This window comes from Methylocella tundrae, assembly GCF_038024855.1.
GTDB lineage: Bacteria > Pseudomonadota > Alphaproteobacteria > Rhizobiales > Beijerinckiaceae > Methylocapsa > Methylocapsa tundrae.
Map to the genome: position 1 here is coordinate 1,142,157 of NZ_CP139089.1, position 17,720 is coordinate 1,159,876.

10 protein-coding genes are annotated in these 17,720 nt (G+C 62.8%); 2 read left to right on the forward strand and 8 right to left on the reverse strand.

All coding sequences use genetic code 11. From position 1 onward, the window contains the following. The first annotated feature begins 6 nt into the window (after positions 1-6). Positions 7-4,242, forward strand: coding sequence for a glycogen debranching protein GlgX (glgX, locus tag SIN04_RS07785; RefSeq protein WP_341264349.1), 4,236 nt, complete (start codon positions 7-9; stop codon positions 4,240-4,242). A 43-nt stretch (positions 4,243-4,285) separates the two neighbouring features. Here the strand turns inward: glgX and SIN04_RS07790 are convergent, their stop codons facing one another. The 4 genes from SIN04_RS07790 to aspS all read right to left on the reverse strand — a co-directional run bounded on the left by SIN04_RS07790 (position 4,286) and on the right by aspS (position 10,643). Further along, positions 4,286-4,576 (reverse strand): HdeA/HdeB family chaperone, encoded by a 291-nt coding sequence (locus SIN04_RS07790; RefSeq protein WP_134488069.1) that lies wholly within the window; start codon positions 4,574-4,576, stop codon positions 4,286-4,288. A 32-nt stretch (positions 4,577-4,608) separates the two neighbouring features. After that, positions 4,609-4,908 (reverse strand): HdeA/HdeB family chaperone, encoded by a 300-nt coding sequence (locus tag SIN04_RS07795; protein WP_134488071.1) that lies wholly within the window; start codon positions 4,906-4,908, stop codon positions 4,609-4,611. 329 nt (positions 4,909-5,237) lie between these two features. Then, positions 5,238-8,606, reverse strand: coding sequence for a DUF2126 domain-containing protein (locus tag SIN04_RS07800; protein ID WP_134488073.1), 3,369 nt, complete (start codon positions 8,604-8,606; stop codon positions 5,238-5,240). Between the two features lie 231 nt (positions 8,607-8,837). Continuing rightward, positions 8,838-10,643 (reverse strand): aspartate--tRNA ligase, encoded by a 1,806-nt coding sequence (gene aspS, locus SIN04_RS07805; protein WP_134488075.1) that lies wholly within the window; start codon positions 10,641-10,643, stop codon positions 8,838-8,840. 174 nt (positions 10,644-10,817) lie between these two features. Here aspS and rnd point away from each other — a divergent pair, with 174 nt between their 5' ends. Then, positions 10,818-12,011, forward strand: coding sequence for a ribonuclease D (rnd, locus tag SIN04_RS07810; protein ID WP_134488077.1), 1,194 nt, complete (start codon positions 10,818-10,820; stop codon positions 12,009-12,011). Positions 12,012-12,033: 22 nt separating this feature from the next. Here the strand turns inward: rnd and SIN04_RS07815 are convergent, their stop codons facing one another. The 4 genes from SIN04_RS07815 to SIN04_RS07830 form a co-directional block, all read right to left on the reverse strand. Further along, complete coding sequence (locus SIN04_RS07815; RefSeq protein ID WP_134492352.1) at positions 12,034-13,515, reverse strand: Ppx/GppA family phosphatase; 1,482 nt, start codon at positions 13,513-13,515, stop codon at positions 12,034-12,036. Positions 13,516-13,561: 46 nt separating this feature from the next. Next, entirely contained in the window at positions 13,562-15,949 is a 2,388-nt protein-coding gene (locus tag SIN04_RS07820; protein ID WP_244605716.1) for an RNA degradosome polyphosphate kinase, read from the reverse strand. Positions 15,950-16,190: 241 nt separating this feature from the next. Then, positions 16,191-16,664, reverse strand: coding sequence for a hypothetical protein (locus SIN04_RS07825; protein ID WP_134488079.1), 474 nt, complete (start codon positions 16,662-16,664; stop codon positions 16,191-16,193). Next, the gene (locus tag SIN04_RS07830) at positions 16,661-17,716 is read right to left on the reverse strand and encodes an enoyl-CoA hydratase/isomerase family protein (RefSeq protein WP_134488081.1); all 1,056 of its coding nucleotides are present in this window, start codon (positions 17,714-17,716) and stop codon (positions 16,661-16,663) included. Before SIN04_RS07830 ends, SIN04_RS07825 begins: the two co-directional genes overlap by 4 nt. Positions 17,717-17,720 lie beyond the last annotated feature (4 nt).

Consider the following 17,720-nt stretch of genomic DNA (forward strand, 5'->3'; position numbering starts at 1 on the left):
GAACCAATGATGCATGGCGTCGGCCCTGGCCGGGCGGAGCCGCTCGGCGTTTTTGCAGAAGAAGGCGGGATCAATGTCGCTGTCGCCGCCGGCGACGCCGAGGCCATCTTTCTGTCGCTCTTCGATGAAGCCGACCGCGAGACCGCGCGCATAAAGCTTCCCGGGCGCACGGGCGACGTGTTTCACGCACATATATCGGGCGTCGGCGTCGGCGCGCGCTATGGCCTGCGCGCGCAAGGATCATTCGATCCCGTGCAGGGTCGGCGCTTCAACGCCGAAAAACTTCTCGTCGATCCTTACGCGACCCGGCTCGACCGCCCGTTCAAGCTGCACGCTTCACTGTTCGACGCGCGCATTCACGGCGCGGCGGAAGATCACGCCGACAGCGGGCCCTTTGTCCCCAAGGCGATCGTCGAAGCGCCGGTCCCGCTGCCTCAGCCACGTCGCCCCGCCGTCGCCTGGCGCGATCTCATCATCTATGAAATGCATGTGCGGGGGTTCACTGAGGCCCATCCGGATATTCCTGAGGCCCTTCGCGGCACTTTCGCAGGACTTGCTCATCCAGCCGCGATCGCTCACCTGACCCGGCTTGGAGTGACAGCCGTCGAACTGCTGCCAATCGCGGCATGGATCGACGAACGCCATCTGCCTGCGCTCGGCCTCTCCAATTACTGGGGCTATAATCCGATCGCCTTTCTCGCGCCGGACCCAAGGCTTGCTCCCGGCAACTGGCCCGAGGTGCGCGCCGCCGTCGCGGCGCTGCAGGCGGCAGGGATCGCCGTCATCCTCGACGTCGTGCTAAACCATACGGGCGAGAGCGACGATTTAGGCCCCACCGTTTGCTTGCGCGGGCTCGACAACAGCGCCTATCGCCTCGAGCCGGACAATCTGGCGATTTATGAGAATCAGGCGGGCTGCGGCAATGTTCTCGCGCTGGAGCGGCCACAAACTCTCCGCCTCGCGCTGGAGGCGCTGCGCACCGCCGCCACCCGCGCCGGCGTCGATGGCTTCCGCTATGATCTCGCCCCCGTGCTGGCGCGCGCGCCCGATGGCTTCGACCCCGCCCATCCCTTCCTCGCGGCCGTCGCTCAGGACCCGACGCTGCGCGATCTGATCCATATCGCCGAGCCCTGGGATCTTGGCCTCGGCGGCTATCAGTTGGGGGCGTTCCCCGCCGGCTGGGGCGAGTGGAACGATAAATCGCGCGACGCCTTCCGGCGCTTCTGGCGTGGCGATGAGGGTCTTAAGGGAACATTGGCGACGCGTCTTGCGGGCTCGGCCGATATTTTCGCGCCGCGCCATCGCGCGTTGTCGCGCTCGATCAATTTCGTCACGGCGCATGACGGCTTCACTCTCGCCGATCTCGTCGCCCACACGCACAAGCGCAATGAAGCCAATGGCGAGCATAACCGCGACGGAAGCGACGATAATCTGTCGTGGAACTGCGGCGCCGAAGGCGAGAGCATTGATCCCGCCATCATCGCGCGCCGAAAAGGCGACGCGCGCGCTCTGCTTGCGACCTTGATCGCATCGCGCGGCACGCCGATGCTGTGCATGGGCGATGAACTCGGCCGCACGCAGAAAGGCAACAACAACGCCTATGCGCAAGACAACAGCCTCACCTGGGTGGATTGGGCCGGCGCCGACGCCGAACTCATCGGCTTCGTGAGCCGTCTCATCAGGCTTCGCCGCACGGTTGGCGCACTGAGCGCCGAAGCGCCCCTGACCGGAGCGCCGTCCGATCCCTCAGGCATTCCAGACGTCGAATGGCTCAACCTCAATGGGTCCCCCTTACGGCCGCGCGATTGGCATGAACCGGGCTCTGAAGCGCTCATCGCCGTCTTTTATGACGGCGGGGATAAGGAACAGGAGGCAAGCCGCGCCGCCGTTTTGCTGAACCGCGGATTTGATGCGCCGCAGGCGCAGCTTCCCGCCCCGCGTGACGGCCATGTCTGGATGCTCGAAATTGATTCAGCCGATCCCGGCGCGGAGGGAAAGCCGGTCGCGGACGGCAGGCTGTCTCTCGCGCCGCGCTCGGCGGCGATCCTGATCGAGACGCGCGCGCGGGCGGCGGGGCGCGGCGGAATCGACGATCACGTGCTTGACGCGCTGGCGGAGGCGGCCGGCGTCGTCAGCCATTGGTGGGATGTCGAGGGCCGCCTCCATAAAGTCAAGGCGGGCGCCAAGCAGGCGTTGCTCAAAAGCCTTGATCTTTCGGCGGTCTCGACGGGCGAGGCCCGCGCGCGCCTCGCGGAACTCTCGCAGGAGCGCACATTCCGGCCCCTGCCCGTCGCCACGACGATTTCGGTTGGCGGGGATCGAACGCTTCGCCTCGGCGGCGCGCTCGCCGGGAGCCAGCGGCCCTTCGCCCTGACCATCGCCTGCGAGGATGGATCCATTCATGAGGTCGAGATCACGCCGCAGCTCGGCCGCCGCGGCGAGGCCTTGGCGCCAGACGGGCGTCGGGCGCTGATCTGCGACATCCCGCTTCCCGAACTGCCGCTGGGGCGCCATGAAATCATGGCCGACGCCGCGCCGGAGAGTTCGGGCCATCTCGCCGTCGTCCCTGGCGTCGCCTTCCTCCCTACGAGCCTGCGCGAAGGCCGCGTCTTCGGTCTCGCCGCCCAACTCTATGGCCTACGGCGCGAGGGGCCGAATGAGCGCGGCGATCAGGGCGTCGGCGATTTCACCTGCCTGCGCCTGCTTGCCGAAGAAGCCGCGCGCGCGGGCGCCGTGACGGTCGGCGTCAATCCGCTGCATGCGCTTTATCCGCATGATCCTGAACGCGCGAGCCCCTATCATCCCTCCGACCGGCGCTTTCTCGATCCACTTGCGATCGACGCCTTCGACCCGCCTGCGCAACTCCTCACCGACTCGGTCCGCGCCGCGCTTTCGAGATTGACGCCCGAAGCCACGCGGCTTTCCGGGTTGCGGCTGGTCGATTACAGCGCCGTCTCCGCGTTGAAAAATCGCCTTTTCGACGTCATTCACGCGGCTTTCCGCGCGCGGCGCCTCGCAGCCCCCGACGACGCCTTGGTCATCGCGTATGAGCGCTTTGTCGCCGGCGGCGGAGAGAGCCTGCGGCGCTTCGCGATCTTCACCGCCATTGAGCGCAGAATCGGCGGAACGCTCGGCCAATTCGGGCCGGAACTTTCCGCGCCCCACGCGCCGGGAATCGCGAGTTTCGCCGCCGAGCATGAAGACGAGATCGAGCGCGCGAACTTCCTGCAATTTCTCGCGGACCGGCAGTTCGCCGCGGCCGCGCAGGCCGGCTTTGAGGCCGGCCTTTCATTGGGCTTTTACCGGGACCTCGCGGTTGGCTGCGCGCCGGATGGCGCGGAGGCTTTTTCAGAAGCGAGCCGCCTGATGCAGGGCGTATCGATCGGCGCCCCGCCCGATCCGCTGGGGCCAAAGGGTCAAATCTGGGGGCTGCCGCCATTCGACCCGCGCGCTCTCGCCCGAGATGGCTATGCGAGCTTCGGGCGCCTCATCGCCGCGAACATGGCTTATGCCGGCATTTTACGCATTGATCATGTTCTCGGGCTCAAACGTCTGTTTCTCGTGCCGGACGGCGCGGAAGCCGCCGACGGCGCCTACCTCGCCTGCCCCTTTGACGCCTTGATGGGTCAGGTGATGCTGGAAAGCGTACGCAACAACACCGCGGTGGTCGGCGAAGACCTCGGCACAGTCCCCGAGGGGATGCGCGAAGAGCTCGCCGCGAGGAACATTCTCTCCTATCGCGTCATGCGTTTCGAGCGGGAGGGCGCTGATTTTGTGCGGCCGGAAGATTATCCGGCGCTCGCGGCGGCCTGCGTCGCAACGCATGACCTGCCGCCGCTCGCCGGCTGGTGGCAAGGCGCCGATCTTGCCGAAGCCGCGACCCTTGGCCATTTGGCTGACGAGGGGCAGGCTTTTGCCGCCCGAACAGAAGAAAAGGCGGAGTTGATCGAGGCCGTGGCTGGCCCTGAATTTTCCGCCCGCGAAGTCGACCTCGATGCGCCCTTGACCTCTGCGACCGCCGCGGCGGTGCATGAGTTCATTGCGCGGTCCAACGCTGCGCTCGTCCTTGTGCAAACTGACGATCTCGCCATGGAGACGATACCGACCAACCTGCCCGGCACCGACCGTGAGCGGCCGAATTGGCGGCGCAAGATTTTTTCGCCCGTTGAAGGGCTCTTTGACCTTCCCGCGGCGCGCGCGATCATCGAGGCCGTGAGGCGCCAAAGAACGCTTTCCGATTGAAGAGAATCGGAAAGCAATCGGCTCAAGTTGGTTATCGTTTGGTTTACTTTGCGGTCTTCTTGATAACGTCCATCAGCGTTTCGGACGGATGATTTTTGCAATAGTCGGTCGCGACTTTCGTGTTGCGCTCGAGATAGCGCATGTCGACAGTCGAGCGATCTTGCGTCGCGCTAAAGTAACCAGCCATCCATGCCGTGATGAAAGGCATGCGCTCTTCAGGCGATTCAAGAAGTTGCTTGCAGGTGATCAAGGACATGTCGACCTTGACTTGAGCATGAGCGATCGGGGCAAATCCCGTTCCAAGGATGATGGCGGCGAGAATTCTTTTCTTCATGGAAACTCTCCTAACGTCGTCCGAGACGAAAATCATTTCGGCGCAAGTGCGCGCTGCAGACCGCTCATCACCGTCTCTTTGGGATAGGAGCCGCACCATTTCGAGACGCTCTCGACATTTTTGGCGAAGCCGTTCAGATCTATGGTGGTCGAGCCGATCTTCTGATTGAACCAGCCGCTCAGCCACGCTGACGTGAGCACGGCGTCGGCCGGGGGCATGGCGAGGAAATCGGCGCAGGTGACCGCCCGCATATCAATCATGACCTGCGCCTGCGCGGCGCCGGCGCAAAGCGCGCCGGCAAGAGCCAGCGTTGTAATGGCAAGTTTTTTCATATGACTTTTCTCCCCATATGTTGACCGATCGCCAGCTGATGAAGATCAGTCTACGGCTGGGTACGAGCTTTTATCTTCGGCGGCAAGAGCACCAGAGGCTTCCACGCTGATATCGGGGAATAAATTCGAGACAGAATAGAAGCCGCAAGGCGCGCCGATTGGCCAAATCGCATCACACCGCTCGGCAGCCCCATATCTTATTTGATTCAACAACTTGTCTGTAAAGTATTAGATGGAAGAGCGTCGGCGCGCCCCTCGTTATCAAGCAAAATCCGAGGGCGTTCGAGCATTTTGGAGCGAACCGGGTTGCCGCTTCGCTCCAAAAGACTTCAGACTCCGCGGGGCCGGCGCAGATCGAGCGTCAGCGGAAAATCGGCCGTGCGCTCTTCCGGCGGCACGAAGATCGGCCCCGGCGTGTGGCCGAAAGCCTGGAACCGGGCGAGCCGACGCGCTTCGGCTTCATAGGAATTCACCGGGAAAGTCTCATAATTGCGCCCGCCCGGATGCGCGACATGATAGACGCAGCCGCCGATGGAGCGGCCGCTCCAGTTGTCGATCAGGTCAAACGTCAAGGGCGCATGGACGGGCACGGTCGGATGCAGACCCACCGCGGCTTGCCACGCCTTGAAACGCACCGCGGCGACCGCTTCCTCGGAAACGCCCGTCGAAGTCATCGGCAGACGGCGCCCATTGCAGGCGACGACGTGGCGGCCCTCGACGAAGCCATTGGCTTTGAGCTGCAGCCGTTCGATCGAGGAATCGACAAAGCGCACAGTGCCGCCGATCGCGCCCGTCTCGCCCATCACATGCCAGGGTTCGAGCGCCTGACGCACTTCGAGCTTGACGCCGCTATGCTCGATCGAGCCATAGAACGGAAAGCGGAACTCGCGTTGCGCCTCGAACCAGACGGGATCGAACTGATAGCCGGCCCGGCCAAGATCGGCCAGAACGCCAAGGAAATCCTGCCAGACGAAATGCGGCAGCATGAAGCGGTCATGCAGGGTCGTTCCCCATCGCACAAGACCGCCCTGCTGCGGCTCACGCCAGAACCAGGCGATGAGCGCGCGCAGCAGCAATTGCTGCGCAAGACTCATGCGCGCGTCAGGCGGCATCTCGAAGGCGCGAAACTCCACCAGCCCGAGCCGGCCGGTCGGCCCATCGGGCGAATAGAGCTTGTCGATGCAAATTTCGGCGCGATGCGTATTGCCGGTGACGTCGACAAGCAGATTGCGATAGAGCCGGTCGATCAGCCAGAGCGGGATCGATTGATCGGGCCCGGGCGTATTCGCCAGCGCGATCTCAAGTTCGTAAAGCTGATCGAGGCGCGCCTCGTCGACGCGCGGCGCCTGGCTGGTCGGGCCGATGAAGAGACCCGAAAAGAGATAAGACAGCGAGGGATGACGCTGCCAATAAAGGACGAGGCTTTTCAAAAGGTCGGGCCGGCGCAGGAACGGCGAGTCCTGCGGGGTCGCGCCGCCGACGACGACGTGATTGCCGCCGCCCGTGCCTGTGTGGCGTCCATCCACCATGAATTTATCAGCGCCAAGACGAACCTGCCGCGCATCCTCATAGAGGCCTTTGGTCGTCTCGACCGCCTCCCACCAGGTGGCGCTGGGCTGGATGTTGACCTCGATCACGCCGGGATCGGGCGTCACCTTGATGACCTCGATGCGCGGATCATAGGGCGGCGGATAGCCCTCGATATGAACGGGCGTCTTGATGCCTTCGGCGGCGACTTCGACGGCGGCGACAAGTTCGAGATAATCCTCAAGCCGCTCGACCGGCGGCATGAAGACGCAAATCACGCCGTCGCGCGCCTCGACCGACATCGCCGTTCTGACCGAGCCTTCGATGATTTCCTGCTCGATGAGCTGCTGCCGGCTGGAGGCAGGCTCGAGCGATCGCTGGAAATGCTCGACGCGCTGTTTCAGCGTCTGCGCATCCGGCAAGGAGCCGCGCTCCTCCAGCGGATCTTGCGGGTGAACATAGGGATAGGAGGACGCCGGAATATAGGGCAGCGAGCCGAGCGGCAGGCGATAGCCGACTGGCGAATCGCCCGGCACAAGGAAGAGTTTGCCGCGCCGCAGACACCATTTTTCGCTGACCCACTTGAGCCCGCGCGAAATCTGCGCCGGCGCGTTCCACCGCTGCACCGGCAGCACAAACCCCGTCGGCTTGGTGAGGCCGCGCGAAAAGGTGCGGATCATGCGATTGCGTTCTTCCGGATCCTCGATCTTGGGGTCAAGCGGATCGACGTTGCCCGGCAGATTGCCTTCCTTGACAAGCCATGTGGCTGGATCTTCATAGGCCGGCATCACGCAATCATCGGCGACGCCGAGAAATTCGGCGATCCCATGCGTCAGCGCCTCGGCCTTCGCGCGCTGCTCGTCGGAAAAAGTAATATGGGCGGCTTCCGGCGGCTTCTCCGCTTCTGGCGCAAGCGTGCGGCCGACGGCGTCGATGAGATCGCTGTTCCGCCAGATCGGCTGCCCGTCCTTTCGCCAATAAAGCGAAAAGCCCCAGCGCGGCAGAGATTCGCCTGGATACCACTTGCCTTGGCCATAATGCAGCATTCCGCCCGGCGCGACGCGATCGCGAACGCGGCGGATCAAGGCGTCCGCGAAGCTCCTCTTCGTCGGCCCGACGGCGGCCGTGTTCCATTCGGAGGATTCGAAATCATCGATCGAAACGAAGGTCGGCTCGCCGCCCATGGTCAGCCGCACGTCCTGGCTCCTCAGATCCGCGTCGACCTGTTCGCCGAGAGCGTCGAGCTTTTCCCACGCCTCGCCGGAAAAGGGCATTGTGATCCGCGGCGCTTCCGCGACGCGCGTCACGCGCATGTCAAAAGCGAAATCGACATTGGCGCCCGCCTCCACGCCACCAGAAATGGGAGCGGCCGAGGAATAATGCGGGGTGGCGGCAACGGGGATATGACCTTCCGCGCAGAACATGCCGGAGGTCGCGTCCATGCCGATCCAGCCTGCCCCCGGCAGATAGACCTCCGCCCAGGCGTGCAGATCGGTGAAGTCGACCTGTGTTCCCTTCGGCCCCTCCAGCGGCTCGATGTCGGCGCGCAATTGAATGAGATAGCCGGAGACGAAGCGCGCGGCGAGGCCGAGATTGCGCAGGATCTGGACCAGCGTCCAGGCCGAGTCGCGGCATGAGCCGGCGGCCAGCTCCAGCGTCTCCTCCGGGGTCTGAACGCCAGGCTCCATGCGAATAACATAACGGATCGCTTTCTGGAGGTTCGTGTTGAGACCGACCAGAAAGTCTACGATATGCATGGGCTCTTTCGGCAAACTCTCCATATAGGCGGAAAGATGCGGACCGAGCGGTTCAGCCTGCAGATAGGGCGTCAGATCCGATTTGAGTTCAGGCTCATAAGCGAACGGAAACTGTTCGGCATAGGGTTCGATGAAGAAGTCGAACGGGTTGACGACCGACAGGTCGACGGTCAGATCGACCTCGACCTTGAACTCCGTCACCTTCTCAGGAAATACGAATCGCGCCTGCCAGTTATTGTGCGGGTCCTGCTGCCAATTCACGAAATGGTCAGGAGGCGACACTTTCAGGCTGTAGGACAGGATTTTGGTGCGGCAATGCGGCGCCGGACGAAGACGCACGAGCTGCGGCCCCAGACCGACGGGACGGTCGTATTTATAATGGGTGAGATGATAGATTGCGGCCGATATGGACAATGCTGCTGACCCGTTGCCCGGCCGGACCGTGCCCGTCCCCCGCGGAGCGCGTCGGGACTTCCAGGCGCCCACAGGGCTCGCAAAGGTATAGCAATCAAACGAGTCAAGCGAAAGGTTGGGCGATTGCCTCGGCGCCTATGTTTTGTCCAACGGGATAACAAAGACTCGCCAAGGCGCCCGATGCGGTGCGATCGGCCAAGTTCTTTTGAAAAAGGAGGCGACGACGCCCTCCTATTTTTCCGGCAGGTTGAGCTTGATGTGCAATTCGCGCAGCTGCTTAAGGGTCGCGCTGGACGGCGCGCCGAGAAGCAGATCCTCGCCGCGCTGGTTCATCGGGAAGGCGACGATCTCGCGCAGATTTTCTTCCGCCGCGAGCAGCATGACGATGCGGTCAATGCCCGGCGCAATGCCGCCATGCGGCGGCGCGCCATATTGGAACGCGCGATACATGCCGCCGAATTTTTGCTCCAGCACGTCTTCGTCGTAGCCGGCGAGCGCAAAGGCTTTGCGCATGATGTCGGGACGATGGTTCCGAATCGCGCCCGAGGAAAGCTCGAAACCATTGCAAACAACGTCGTATTGGAAAGCGTTGATGCCGAGAATCGTCTCTTTGTCGGCTGGATCGAGCGCGACGAATGCATCGTGATCGAAATTCGGCATCGAAAATGGATTATGCGAGAAATCGATCCGGCTTTCCTCTTCGTTCCATTCAAACATCGGAAAATCGACGATCCAGCAAAACTCGAAGACGCCCGTCTTCGAGAGTTTGAGTTCATGGCCGATGCGCAGACGCGCCGCGCCGGCGAGCTTTGCCGCCTTGTCCGGCCTGTCGCACGCGAAAAATACGGCGTCGCCCGCTTTGAGGCCGGCTTTCCCGGCGATGTTCGCCTGAACGTCGGCCGGAAGGAATTTGGCGATCGGACCTTTGCCAATGAGCGCGCCCGGCTCGCCTTCAAAGATCACATAGCCCAATCCGGCCGCGCCTTCGCCCTTCGCCCAATCATTCAGCTTATCGAAGAAGGAGCGCGGCTGCGCCCCAGCCCCCGTCGCAGGAATGGCGCGCACGACGCCGCCCGCCTTGATGACGTTCTTGAAGGCGTTGAAGCTCACGTCGTCGCGGGAAAACTCTTCCGTCACATCGACGATGACGAGCGGATTGCGCAGATCAGGCTTGTCCGTTCCATATTTAAGCATCGCTTCGGCATAGGCGATTTTCGGGAATTTCTGCGTCACCGGAAAACCTTCGCCGAATTCCTCGAATACGCCGCGCAGCACGGGCTCGACGGTTGCGAAAACATCCTCTTGCGTGACAAAGCTCATCTCGATGTCGAGCTGGTAGAATTCGAGGCTGCGGTCGGCGCGCAGATCCTCGTCGCGAAAACAGGGCGCGATCTGGAAATAGCGGTCGAAGCCGGCGACCATCAAAAGCTGCTTGAACTGCTGCGGCGCCTGCGGCAGGGCGTAGAACTTTCCGGGGTGAAGGCGCGAGGGCACGAGGAAATCGCGCGCGCCCTCCGGGCTCGAGGCCGTGAGGATTGGCGTCTGGAACTCGAAGAAGCCTTGTCCCTTCATCCTTGCCCGCAGCGAATCAATCACCTTTCCGCGCAGCATGATGTTCTGGTGCAGCTTCTCGCGCCTCAGATCGAGAAAGCGGTAGCGCAGCCGCATATCCTCGGGATAGGGCTGATCTCCGAAAACCGGGACCGGCAGCTCGGCGGCGGCCCCCAGAACTTCGATTTCCGTGACATAGACCTCGATGAGGCCGGTCGGCATTTCCGCGTTTTCGGTTCCAGCCGGGCGCCGACGGACGACGCCGTCGATGCGCACGACCCACTCGGAGCGCAATTTCTCGGCGAGAGAAAAGGCTGGCGAATCAGGATCGACCACGCATTGCGTAATTCCGTAATGATCGCGAAGATCGATGAAAAGCACGCCGCCATGGTCGCGAATGCGGTGGCACCAGCCGGAGAGCCGGGTCGTTTCGCCGGCGAGCGTTTCACGGAGGTCGCCACAGGTATGGGTGCGATAGCGGTGCATTTGATCGTCACAACAGAGAGGAAAAGGAGGCGCGCGAAAGCGCACGGGCGGTTTCTGTCACGGGGCGGGGCTTTGCGTCAAATCGCCGTCGCCGGCCGGAAATGAAATGTTGAGGGCGATGATCGCGCATCCCGCTATAGCCGATTGCTGAGCTTTCCTTTATCTAAAAAAATCATGAGCCTCATTACGACAACCAAATCCCTGGCGGAGACATGCGGCCGCCTCGCGGCGCATCCCTTCGTCACGGTCGACACCGAGTTTTTGCGCGAGACGACCTTCTGGCCGAGGCTCTGCGTCGTTCAACTCGCCTCGCCCGATGAAGCGGCCGCGATCGACGCCATGGCCGAAGGCCTGGACCTAACGCCCCTGTTCGAGTTGATGGCCAATCCTGAGATCACAAAGGTCTTTCACGCGGCCCGTCAAGACGTTGAAATCATTTGGAACCTTGCCAAACTTATCCCTGCCCCGCTGTTCGACACGCAGGTCGCGGCGATGGTCTGCGGTTTTGGCGATCAGGTCTCTTATGGCGATCTCGTGCAAAACGTCGCCAAGGTCACGCTCGATAAGTCATCGCGCTTCACCGACTGGTCGCGCCGCCCGCTGCTTCCCTCGCAAATTGATTACGCCATCGCCGACGTCACCTATCTGCGTGACATTTATCTCTTCCTGCGCCGCAAGCTGGAGCAGACGGACCGTCTGTCCTGGCTCAGCGACGAAATGGCGATGCTGACCTCGCCTGCGACCTATGAACAGCATCCGGACAACGCCTGGGAGCGCTTTCGCAACCGTGTGCGCAAGCCGCGTGATCTTGGCGTTCTGATGGAGGTGGCGGCATGGCGCGAAGCCGAAGCGCAGGCGCGCGACGTCCCGCGTTCGCGCGTGCTGAAAGATGACGTTCTGATCGAATTGGCCCTCGCCGCGCCGCGGACGGAGGAAGCCCTCGGCAATCTGCGCGCCTTTCCGCGCGGCATGGAGCGTTCGCGCGCGGGCCTCGATATTTTGGCAGCCATCGAACGCGGCCTCTCCCGCGATCCGAAGACCTTGCCGAAACTCGATCGCGAACGCCGCTCCGGCGGTAATGGCGCGACCGTCGAGCTTTTGAAAGTGCTGCTCCGGCAGGTCAGCGAAAGTCACGGCGTCGCCGCCAAAATGATTGCGACAGTCGAGGATCTCGAAGCGATCGCCGCCGACGACAAGGCGGACGTCGCGGCTCTCGCCGGCTGGCGGCGCGAGCTTTTCGGCGTCAAGGCGCTGGAGCTGAAACATGGCCGGCTGGCGCTCACGGTTGAGCAGGGCCGCATCGTCACGCTTGAATGGCAGGACGCTCCGCCTGAGCAAACCGAGGCGGCGTCGAGAATCGCCGAATGAACGGCGCGCGCTGCGCCGCCGCTCATTCCCCGATGGTGACGACCGGCTCGCGTCCGATCAGCCGCGCAAGCTGTTTGACCCGGCTGTACAGACGCTCGCTGGCAAGGTCGGCGAGTTGCTTCGGCAGCGTCAACACCACCTTGCTCTTGAGGCAAACGACGGGCGTGCTCGGCAAAATGTCCGGCATCGCGCCCGACACCAGATAGGCAAGGCGGGCCGCCGCGGCGACGATCCGCGCCCGATCCAGCATGCGCGCGGACACGAGCGCCCTGATCTGCGGATTGACGCCATCGTCATCGAGTCCGAGATAGCGATAGGAAATCGTCAGGGCGAGAAACGCGCGGCCAGGATGGTCGATGGCGGTCAAGGTCGTGTTCTCGACGAGATTCAAACCCTCTTCGGCGCGATAGTCCGGATGCGCGCGCCAGTTGACGTCCGCGAGCAGGCAAGCCGCATGACGCAATCGCCTTTCGTCAGCCGTTTCTTCGAGATGCGTCGATCTCATGAAGCGGTCTGTCCAGTCGCACAGATCGTCGGCATGGCGCGGCGCGCGTGCGAACATCTGATTGGCGTCGCTCGCGGCGACGATTAGCGGATCCTGCCGGCGCTGCGCAAGATCAAGCTTTTCATAGAGCAGCCCCTCCCGCACGCCGGCGGTGGAGATCATGATTTCCTTCGGTCCTGCCTGGCGAATGATCTCCGCAAGCGCCACGGCTCCGTACGGAAGCAACGGACGACGCTGCAAATTGACGATGTCGATCGAAATCAGCGTTTCAGTATCCACGCGCGCAACGAGGCCCGCGAAATCGGCGGCGTCCCTCGCTGGAATGACATAGCCATGCATCACCGACAGCGGATAGTTCCGCTGGCTCATATATAGTTTCGCGAGGGCGCGCCAGGTGCCTCCCACCGCGTAGAAGGTGCGCCCGGCGACGCGATCGATGACGCGCGATTGCGCTAATGAGTCGCGGACGATTTTAACCGCCGCGCGTGGCGATTTTTTCGAAGCGTCCATCAGGCTGAGGCCGCCAAGCGGCAGGGTTTCGCCCTTGCCCAATTGCGCGCCCTTGACGTCGATCAGTTCGAGCGAGCCGCCGCCGAGATCCCCGACCACGCCGTCCGGCTTATGGATCCCCGAAATGACTCCATGCGCTGAAAGCTCGGCCTCGCGAGCGCCCGACAGCAGGGCGATCGGCGCGCCGATCGCCAGCTTTGCCGCCTCCACGAATTCGGCGCCATTTGAGGCGTCGCGCGCCGCGGCGGTCGCCAGAACATGCAGCTCGCCGACCTGCAGAATTTCGCTGAGCACCTTGAAGCGGCGCAAAGCGGAAAGCGCCTTCTCCATGCCGGCTTTCGGCAATTTGCCCGTCGTTGCGACGCCGTCGCCGAGAGCGCAGAGGGACTTCTCGTTGAAAATCTGCCGGGGCGCGCGGCTGAGGCCTTCATAGGCGACGAGCCGCACGGAGTTCGAGCCGATGTCGACGATGGCGACGGGGCGCTTCATCGAGGCCTGCGCCCCGGCCTCGCCCTCAGTCGCAACGCGCAACGGCTCAGCGGTTGTCCAGGCGCTTGAAGAGGGTTTTGGGACTGGACGTTTTAAGAGATTTTCCACGGCCTGACAGACTCGGATTTGTCATGAAATAGGAATGGGCGTTGAATGGTTCTTCGCTCGGCGGGGCTTGTATGCGCGCGCTCGCGCCGTCAGGCAAGACGCGATAGCTCTGCTGGTTGTCAATGAGATTGGCGACCATGATCTGATCCAGCACCTGCTCATGCACGGTCGGATTCAAAATTGGCAGCAAGGCTTCGACACGCCGGTCGAGATTGCGCTGCATGAGGTCGGCCGAGGAAATATAGACCCTCGCCTTTGGATGCGGCAGGCCGTGGCCGCCGCCGAAACAATAGACGCGCGCATGTTCGAGAAAGCGTCCGATGATCGATTTGACGCGGATGTTTTCGGAAAGACCCTGCAAACCGGGGCGCAGGCAGCAGATGCCGCGCACGATGAGATCGATTTTTACGCCGGCCTGACTCGCCGCGTAAAAGGCGTCGATGATCTCAGGATGAACGAGGGAATTGCATTTGGCCCAGATCGCGGCGGGCTTGCCAGCTTTCGCGAAAGCGATTTCCTCGCTGATATGCTGGAGCAGCCGCGCCTTCAGGGAGATAGGCGAAACCGCCATGAGTTCAAGGCCCTCCGGCTCGGCATAACCGGTGATGTAGTTGAAGATGCGCGACACATCCCTGCCGATCGCAGGGTCGGCGGTGAAGAAGGAAATATCGGTGTAAATCTTCGCCGTCACGGGGTGGTAATTGCCGGTGCCGACATGACAATAGGTCGTCAGCGCGCCGCCCTCGCGGCGCACCACCATCGATAATTTGGCGTGCGTCTTCAGCTCGATGAAGCCGAACACGACCTGCACGCCGGCGCGTTCGAGATCGCGCGCCCAGCGGATGTTGGCGGCCTCGTCAAAACGCGCCTTGAGTTCGACAAGGGCGGTCACCGACTTGCCGGCCTCCGCCGCGTCGATGAGGGCGCGAACGATCGGGCTATCGGAAGAGGTGCGGTAAAGGGTCTGCTTGATTGCAATGACATTCGCATCCGTCGCCGCCTGATTGAGGAACTGGACGACGACGTCGAATGATTCATAAGGGTGGTGAACGACGAGGTCCTTCTGCTTGATGGTGACGAAGCAGTCGCCGCCATTATCGCGCAGACGTTCCGGGAAGCGCGGATTGTAAGGCTTGAACTTGAGCTCCGGCCGATCGAGGCTGACGATCTCGGACAACTCGTTCAAGGCCAACATGCCGTCGAGAACGAAAATCTCCTCGGGAGGAACATCAAGCTCCTCCGCGACAAAGCTGCTGAGCTCTTCCGGCATCTGGCTGTCGAATTCGAGCCTGATCACCGAACCGAGGCGGCGGCGCTTCAGCGCGCTTTCAAACAGGAGAACCAGATCTTCCGCCTCCTCCTCGACTTCGAGATCGCTGTCGCGAATAACCCTGAAAAGGCCGAGCCCGCGCACGCGATAGCCTGGGAAGAGATTATGCGTGAACATGCTGATGACGTTTTCGAGCGCGACGAAACGCTGGCGCTTTTCGTCCCCCTGCTCGGGCAGGCGAACGAAACGCTGGATCTTCGCCGGCAGCCGGATCAGCGCCTTCGACGTCTTTCGATCGACCGGGCCGATGAGCTCGAGGGCGATGGTGAAGCCAAAATTCGGAATGAATGGAAATGGATGCGCGGGATCGATTGCGAGCGGCGTCAAAACCGGGAAGATATGGGTCAGGAAATATTGCTCGAGCCAATCCTTGTCGGCGGCGTCAAGGTCCGGCGGATCGAGCAGAGTGATGCCGGCGCCGATCAGTTCCTGGCGGAGCTCCCGCCAGCGGCGCTGCTGCTCGACAGTCAACAGTCCGACGCGTTCGCGAATTCTGGCGAGTTGCTGCGTCGGGGCCAGCCCATCCTCTGACGGCGTCGTCACGCCGGCGCGCATCTGTCCGCGCAGGCCGGCGACGCGAACCATGAAGAACTCATCGAGATTCGTCGCCGAAATCGAAAGGAAGCGCACCTGTTCGAGGAGCGGATGATTGCGGTTGGAGGCTTCCTGCAAAACGCGCCTGTTGAATTCGAGCCAGGACAGCTCACGATTGATGAAGCGGTGCGGCGATTGGCGGAGATCGTCCAGGGGCGCCTCGCGGACTGCGCGGTCTGAGAGCGGCGCGGGCCCCGCCTCGTCCGCCACCGCAGCCGCGCTGGCGAAATCGGGCTCGACGGCGATTTCTTCGACGCTGGCGAGGAATTCGTCGCTCGCCGCGAGCGTCTCGGCATTCCCATTGTCCTTGACGGCGCTCTCGCCCTGAGCCGAAGCCTCATTCCCTTCGAGATTGGCTTTGGCGGCGCGCTTCGCATCGCCGATCCGTTTGACTTCCGACATCTTCGGTTCTTGCGCCTGCGAAGTCACTGCCATGGTCTCCCGGTGAAAGTCGCTGGAATGTGATCAACCCTGATGACGCCCACATGACTGAACGCGAGGTTCCGCGCGCCATCTCCGGCCGTCCGCATGGATTGCAAAGAGCGGGCCGATTGAATCCGCCCGGCCCTCCGCGGTTGGAAGCGGCGGATCCTGCGGCAGCTTGATCGCTGACGCATATGTTGTAAAGGCGCAAGCCCTGGCGTCAGCGCCGCTTGCGCCGCGCCGCATGAGCGCCCGGATGGCTCGCCTGCCACGTCAGCACAAAATAGGCGACGATTAGAACGGCGTTGACGCCAATCCAGACTTTGCCGAAAAAGGGCGGAATCATTGCCGCGGCGAAGATTTGCGCGACCGCGCTGAATAGCCAGAGCACGCCGCCCCAAGGGGTCGCGAGCCAGAGGCCGACCGCGGCGACGAGATCAAGCACGGCAAAGAATATCACCGCCGCGCTCGCGACCGGCGCCGCCGCGTCGAGGAAAGGTTCGCTCGGAACCAGGACGGCGCTCCATTGGATCAGCCCCTGCAACACCCATAACGCGGCCAATAGGCGCATAAAAATGACAAGGATCACGCCCCAGGGCGACTCCTCGCCGGTTTCGCTGGCTTCGCCGAGCCGGATCGCAGCGCCTGAGTCCGGGCGTTCGACGGTCCCGTCAGAGCCCCGCAAAGCTTTCATCGCCGTGCCACCGGGGTACAAAAGGCGAGATCATCCGGCAGAGCCGCGAAATAGGCGTTGATGTCGGCCTTGCTCACCGCGTCGATGGCCGCCGGGCTCCAACGCGGACGATGATCCTTCTCGATAATCGTCGCACGAACGCCTTCATAGTAGTCATTGCTCTGCAATATCCGCGCGACGATGCGAAATTCAATGCGCAACGCCTCCTCGAGGCCAAGGTCGGCGCCAATTTGCATCTGGCGCAGGGCGATGGCGAGGCTGGTCGGCGATTTCAGCAAGAGCGCGGCGAGGGTCTTGTCCGCGAAGGCGGAGCCGTCCGCGCCGGCTTTGGCGACGACCTCCGCGACGGTCGCCGCGCTGAAACATGCGTCGATGAAAGGCCGCTGTCCGGACAGGGTCGAAGGCGGCGCCGGCTTGCTTTCGGCGGCGATCGCCGCTGCGGCGTCCTCGCCCTCGATCAGCCTTCGGGTCAGAGCGTCATGGCGCGCGGAAGGGACGTAGGCGGAGGCGAGCCCCAGGGCGGTAGCCTCCGCGCAGCCGATGCGCGCGCCGGTGAGCGCGAGATAAGCCCCGGTCCGGCCGGGCAAACGCGGCAGGAAATAAGTCGCGCCGACGTCCGGGAAAAAGCCGATGCCGACCTCCGGCATGGCGAAATCGAGAGCGTCGCCGGCGACGCGATGCGAGCCGTGCACGGAAAGGCCGGCGCCGCCGCCCATCACGACGCCATCCATCAGGGCGACGTAAGGCTTGGGGTAATTTTTGATCCGCCGGTTGAGGCTGTATTCCTCGCGAAAGAAAGCCAGCTGTTCGGCTGCGCGCCCGGCCTTGCCCAATTGGTAAAGGGCGCGAATGTCAGCGCCGGCGCAAAAGGCCCGGCCTCCGGCGCCCCTGATAAGGACGCTAGCGGCAGCCGCGTCGTTTTCCCATCGGTCGAGAGCCTCGTGGATCGCCCGGGCCATATCGAGATCGAGCGAATTCAACGCGGCGGGGCGATTGAGCGTAATCACGCCGCAGCGGCCGAGCGTCTCGATGATGACTTTTGCCTCACTCATTAAC